Annotated in this window: 5 protein-coding genes; all 5 read left to right on the top strand. The window is 69.3% G+C overall.

Annotated features, from left to right (window positions below; all coding sequences use genetic code 11):
- Positions 1 to 323: 323 nt before the first annotated feature.
- The 5 genes from ACFX4F_RS17790 to ACFX4F_RS17770 all read left to right on the top strand — a co-directional run bounded on the left by ACFX4F_RS17790 (position 324) and on the right by ACFX4F_RS17770 (position 5,511).
- Positions 324 to 779 carry a MarR family winged helix-turn-helix transcriptional regulator gene (locus ACFX4F_RS17790; RefSeq protein WP_099821646.1) on the top strand — a complete coding sequence of 152 codons (456 nt, stop codon included), beginning with the start codon at positions 324 to 326 and terminating at the stop codon, positions 777 to 779.
- Positions 780 to 887: 108 nt separating this feature from the next.
- Positions 888 to 1,097 (top strand): DUF1656 domain-containing protein, encoded by a 210-nt coding sequence (locus tag ACFX4F_RS17785; RefSeq protein ID WP_025875651.1) that lies wholly within the window; start codon positions 888 to 890, stop codon positions 1,095 to 1,097.
- Positions 1,094 to 2,011 (top strand): efflux RND transporter periplasmic adaptor subunit, encoded by a 918-nt coding sequence (locus tag ACFX4F_RS17780; protein WP_380657536.1) that lies wholly within the window; start codon positions 1,094 to 1,096, stop codon positions 2,009 to 2,011. Before ACFX4F_RS17785 ends, ACFX4F_RS17780 begins: the two co-directional genes overlap by 4 nt.
- Complete coding sequence (locus ACFX4F_RS17775; protein WP_380657534.1) at positions 2,008 to 3,468, top strand: efflux transporter outer membrane subunit; 1,461 nt, start codon at positions 2,008 to 2,010, stop codon at positions 3,466 to 3,468. Before ACFX4F_RS17780 ends, ACFX4F_RS17775 begins: the two co-directional genes overlap by 4 nt.
- Positions 3,469 to 3,471: 3 nt before the next feature.
- Positions 3,472 to 5,511, top strand: coding sequence for an FUSC family protein (locus ACFX4F_RS17770; protein ID WP_380657532.1), 2,040 nt, complete (start codon positions 3,472 to 3,474; stop codon positions 5,509 to 5,511).
- Positions 5,512 to 5,611: the final 100 nt, after the last annotated feature.

The following is a 5,611-nucleotide window of genomic DNA, read 5'->3' as shown; positions in this document are numbered from 1 at the left end:
GCCGGGCCATGCCCGGCGAGCGGAGCGGTGCCACAAGGAGCCGCCGGGCATGGCCCGGCGCTACCGCCCTTTCCTTTAAAGAGCCAACCCTCCGCGCTCGCGGGGTGATGGGTGGGTGGTGGAGGGCTGGGCGGGGCAGGGCCGTGAGGCGCATGGATGCGCCGATCGAGCTTACAGGGACGTACTTGCAGCGTGCCCTGCCCCGTCCGGCCCTCCGCCACCCAACCGATAACCAGCAGGCGCACCGCTTTCCTCAACACACCCCACCCATTCAGCAAAACCTATTGATAGGAATGAAATTAGTAGTATCCTATCTATTACTTATGGACCGACCCCTCGACGAGCGCACCGTGCTGCAGATGCAGCTCAGCTCCGGCCTGCTGTACGCAGGGCGGCAGTGGCAGCGCCTGGCCGACAGCCGCTTGGGCAGCTACGGCATCTCCACCGCCTGCACCATGCCGCTGTTGATGATCGGCCGCTCCGGCGGTGGCATCCGCCAGGTCGCGCTGGCCCAGCAGCTGGGCATGGAAGGTCCGTCGCTGGTGCGCCTGCTGGACAAGCTCTGCGCCAGTGGGCTGGTCCGCCGCGAATGCGATGCCAGCGACCGCCGCGCCAACCTGCTGTGGCTGACCGAGGAAGGCCAGGCGCTGGTGCGCGAACTGGAAGATCAGTTGATCGGCCTGCGCGAGGACGTGTTCGGCGAACTGTCCATGGATGAACTGCATGCCGTACTGAAGGCGTGGCGCCTGCTGGCCGAGGCTGCCGACCGCATCACGTAAGACCGCTGTCCCCGAACACCGCCGCTGCCGTGCACACGCCAGCGGCTTTTACCCGTTGCCGTTGTTTCGTTGTACCTCCCCTCCCCCTCCTCGCCCCCGCCCCTTCCGATGCCCGGTGAATTCAGTCTCCACGGAGTGTTCGTCCCGACCCTGCTCGGGTTGATGGTGTTGGCCTACCTGGTCAACAGCGGCCTACACGCGCTGCTGCAGCGTGCCGGCGCCTATCGCCACGTATGGCACCCGGCGCTGTTCAACCTGGCCTTGTACGGGATCGTGCTGGGCCTGCTGTTCCACCTCCTGCGTTGGATGCAATCGTGAACAAGATCGTGAAGAAAACCGTGCCGGTGCTGCTCACCTGTGCAGCCGTGATCGTCGCCCTGCTGGTGCTGCGCCAGCTGTGGGTCTACTACATGGATGAGCCGTGGACCCGCGATGCGCACGTTGGCGCCGACGTGGTGCAGGTGGCGCCGGATGTGTCCGGCCTGGTCGAAACGGTGCAGGTGGCCGACAACCAGGCAGTGAAGAAGGGCGACCTGCTGTTCGTGATCGACCGCGCGCGCTACCGCATCGCGCTGGAGCAGAGCCGCGCCAGCCTGGCCGAGCGCCAAGCGTCGGTCGCGCAACTGCGCCGCGAGATCGGCCGCGACCGCAGCCTGCAGGATCTGGTGGCCGCCGAGGACGCCGAAGTGCGCCGGGCCAAGCTGCAGGCGGCTCAGGCCGCACTGGCCACCGCACAGGCCGCGGTGGACCTGGCCGAACTCAACCTGGCCCGCACCGAAGTGCGCGCGCCGGCCAATGGCCGGGTCAACGACCGCACCATGCGCGTGGGCGACTACGTGGTGGCAGGCAAGCCGGTGCTGGCGCTGCTGGATACCGGTTCGTTCCGCATCGATGGCTACTTCGAGGAAACCCGCCTGCGCGGCGTAGCCCCGGGCCAGCGCGTGGACATCCGCCTGATGGGCGAGGACACCCCTCTGCACGGCCATGTCGAAAGCATCGCCGCCGGCATCGAGGATCGCTACCGCAGCAACGGCAGCAGCCTGCTGCCGAACGTGACCCCGGCCTTCGACTGGGTGCGGCTGGCGCAGCGCATTCCGGTGCGTATCGCCATCGACGAAGTGCCTGCCGGGGTGGAACTGATCGCCGGGCGCACCGCCACGGTGACGGTGGACACCGGCCGCCACGTGCAGAACAAGAAGGCCGGCGCTGCGCCGACACAGGCGGGCCTGTGAACGCCGCCCTGCCCCGCCTCGGCCTGATCATCGCCCTGGCCAGCCTGGCCGCGTGCAGGACCGTCGGCCCGGATTACGCCCTGCCGGAAGGCTCGGCGTTCAAGCGCCCGCAGGCAAATGCAGCCTTCATCGACACCGATAACCCGCAGGTAGCCGCCAATCAGGCGCTGCCGGCACGCTGGTGGTCGCTGTACAACGACCCGGTGCTGGATGGGCTGATCACCCAGGCGCTGCGCGACAACGTCGAACTGAAGGCAGCCGACGCGCACCTGCGCCGCGCTGCGGCGGTGTACGAACAGGCGATGGACGCCGGTGGCTTCGAGTACGAGGCCGAGGCCGGGGTCAGCCGCGCACAGTTGTCGGCCGAGTCGTTCCTGCAGGAGCACGAGCTGCCGGTGATCAACCTGGCCGACGGCAAGTTCGCGGTCAGCTACCAGTTCGACCTGTTCGGCAAGCTCAAGCGCGGTGCCGAAGCGGCGCGCGCCGATGAACAGTCGGTAGCCGCCGCACGTGACCTGGCCCAGGTGAGCGTGGTGGCCGAGGTGGCCGACAGCTATCTGGAGATCTGCCACGCCAACCATGAGCTGCATGTGGCCGAGCACTCGCTGCAGCTGCAGCAGCGCAGCCGCTCGGTCACCCAGCGGTTGATCAGCGCAGGCCGCGGCACGCCGCCGGAGCTGGCCCGCGCCAATGCGCAGGTGGCCCTGTTGGAAGCCGCGCTGCCGCCGTTGCGCGCGCAGCGTTCGGCCGCGGCCTATTCGCTGGCCGCCCTGCTGGGCCAGACCCCCGGCCAGCTGCCGGCCGGGGTGATCGACTGCGCGCACGCACCGACCCTGGCCCAGCCGCTGCCGGTCGGTGATGGCCGCGCCCTGCTGCAGCGCCGTCCCGACATCCGCCAGGCCGAACGCAAGCTGGCCTCGGCCACCGCGCGGATTGGTGTCGCCACTGCCGAGCTGTACCCGGACATCCGCCTGGGCGCCTCGGTCGGCGCCGCCGGCCTGCTGGAAGACTTCGGCCAGCCGATGACCCAGCAGTGGTCGTTCGGCCCGCTGATCTCGTGGACGCTACCGTCCTCGGGCACGCATGCACGCATCCACGCCGCCGAGGCTGGCGCCGATGCCGCGTTGGCCGAGTTCGACCATGCCGTGCTGCAGGCGCTGCGCGAAACGCAGACCGCGCTGGACCGCTATGCGCAGGATCTGCGTCGCCTGCAGTCGTTGAAGGTGGCGCAGGAGCAGGCCGCGCTGGCCGCAGAGCAGAACCGCCGGCTGTACCAGGGCGGCCGCACGCCGTACCTGTCCAGCCTGGATGCCGACCGCAGCCTGGCCAGCAGCGATGCCACCCTGGCCGCGGCCGAGGCACAGGTCTCGCGCGACCAGATCCACCTGTTCCTGGTACTGGGCGGTGGCTGGCAGGACAGTGCCGCTGCCACGGCTGCGCCGACGGCGGCGAGGTAAGCGATGAACGGGCTGACCGACCGCCAGGCCTGGCTGTTCTCGATCAAGACCTACCTCGCGGCGATCGTCGCGCTGTACGTCGCCATGGCCGGCAACCTGTCGCGCCCGTACTGGGCGATGGGCACGGTGTACATCGTCAGCCAGCCGCTGCTGGGTCCAACCCGGGCCAAGGGCGTGTACCGCATCCTCGGCACCCTGGCCGCCGGCCTGGCCACCCTGCTGATGCTGCCCGCGCTGGTGGAAACGCCCCTGGTGCTGAGCGCGGCGATGTCGATCTGGCTGGCCGGCTGCCTGTTCCTGGCCCTGCTCAACCGCGGCCCGCGCGGCTATGCGTTCCTGCTGGCCGGCTACACCACCGCGTTCATCGGCTTCCCCGCGGTGACCTCGCCGGAGACCATCTTCGACACCGTGGTGGCGCGCAGCGAGGAGATCATCCTCGGTACGGTGGTGGCGGTGCTGTTTGCTTCGTTGCTGTTCCCGGCCTCGGTGCGGCCGATGCTGGGTGCGCGCATCGGCAACTGGATGGAGGACGCGGCGCAGTGGTGCCGGCAGATCCTCGAGCGCGGCCGTGCGCATGCCCCACGCAACCGGTTGGCCGCCGACCTGGTGCAGTTCGAGGCACTGATCGAGTTCCTGCGCCGCGATGACCCGCGCCACGCCGGTGCGGCGGTGTCGATGGAACGCCTGCGCGAACGGATGCTGTTGCTGCTGCCGGTGCTGTCATCGATCGCCGACCGCCTGAGTGCGCTGCGCAGCGACGGACAGACCCTGCCCGAGGGCCTGCCGACGCTGGTCGATGACATCCACGACTGGATCGATACGCCGTCCAGTGCCAGCGACTACGCACGCCTGCGCGCACGCATCAGTGCACTGAAGCCACAGGTGGACCGCGATCTGCAGCACCTGCAGCTGGCCAGCCTGCTGCTGCGCCTGGAAGAGCTGGTGGACCTGTGGCAGGACTGCCGCACCCTGCAGCACGCGATCGACCAGGGCACCGCGCCACTGGACCGCGCGCACTACCGCATCCGCACCGAACGCACCGCCACCGACAAGCACGTCGACTACGGCATGGCGCTGTTCTCCGCGCTCAGTGCCGGCGTGGCGCTGATGAGCTACTGCGTGCTGTGGATCGGCCTGGGCTGGGAGGGCGGTGGCAACGGCGCGATGATGGCCGCGGTGACCGCCGCCTTCTTCGCTGCCCAGGATGACCCGGCGCCGAGCATGGTCTCGTTCCTGGTGTGGGCAATGGTGGCGTCACTGGTGGCCGGCGTGTACCTGTTCGGCGTGTTCCCCGCCGTGCATGACTTCGGCCTGCTGGCGCTGGTGCTGGCGGTGGTGTTCCTGCCGTTGGGCCTGCTGCTGCACCACCCGAAGAGCGCGCTGTTCGCGCTGCCGCTGACGGTCAACCTGGCCGCGCTGCTGAGCCTGCAGAACACCTACAGTGCCAACGTGCAGACCTTCGCCAACTCGTCGATCGCGATGTTCATCGGCATCGGGTTTGCCGTGGTGATGACGCGGTTGTTCCGCTCGGTCGGTGCCGAATGGACCGCACGCCGGCTGGTACGGCAGGGCTGGATCACGTTGGCTGAAGCGGCCGAGGGCCGCGGCCAGCAGGATCGCCAGCGCTTCGCCGCACGCATGCTGGATCTGCTCGGCCTGCTGGCACCGCGCCTGGCAGCGACCCCGGAAGGCAGCGACATCGCCTCGGTGGACATGCTCAACGAAGCCCGCATCGGCCTGAACATCCTGCAATTGCGCCGCGCGCGGCTGGAGCTGCCCGAGCGCAGCCGCGAGGCGGTCGAGCACATCCTCGAAGAGATCGCCGCGCATTACCGCCGGCAGATCGCCGCGCGCAGGCCGATCGCCGCTGCCGAGGCGCTGCGCGAACGGCTGGACACGTCCTTGGGGCGGGTCGGCAGCGTGGCGGCGTGCAAGGCCCGCGATGAGGCGCTGATGGGCCTGGTCGGCCTGCGGTTTGCACTGTTCCCGGAGGCGAAGGCGTTGGCGCTGGGGTTGGCGGACGCCGCAGCGCCGTCCGTCTGATGCGATCCGCCGGGCATGGCCCGGCGCTACCCTGTCCGCCTGATACGAATCGCCGGGCATGCCCCGGCGCACCCCTTATCCTCCGGTAGCGCCGGGCCAT

The organism is Stenotrophomonas sp. YIM B13575, from assembly GCF_042787595.1.
Classification (GTDB): domain Bacteria; phylum Pseudomonadota; class Gammaproteobacteria; order Xanthomonadales; family Xanthomonadaceae; genus Stenotrophomonas; species Stenotrophomonas lactitubi_B.
This window is presented reverse-complemented; position numbering and strand designations above follow the sequence as displayed.

Coding starts and splice junctions, on each gene's coding strand:
- ACFX4F_RS17790 (WP_099821646.1), top strand. CDS start 324: ATGGACCGACCCCTCGACGAGCGCACCGTGCTGCAGATGCAGCTCAGC.
- ACFX4F_RS17770 (WP_380657532.1), top strand. CDS start 3,472: ATGAACGGGCTGACCGACCGCCAGGCCTGGCTGTTCTCGATCAAGACC.
- ACFX4F_RS17785 (WP_025875651.1), top strand. CDS start 888: ATGCCCGGTGAATTCAGTCTCCACGGAGTGTTCGTCCCGACCCTGCTC.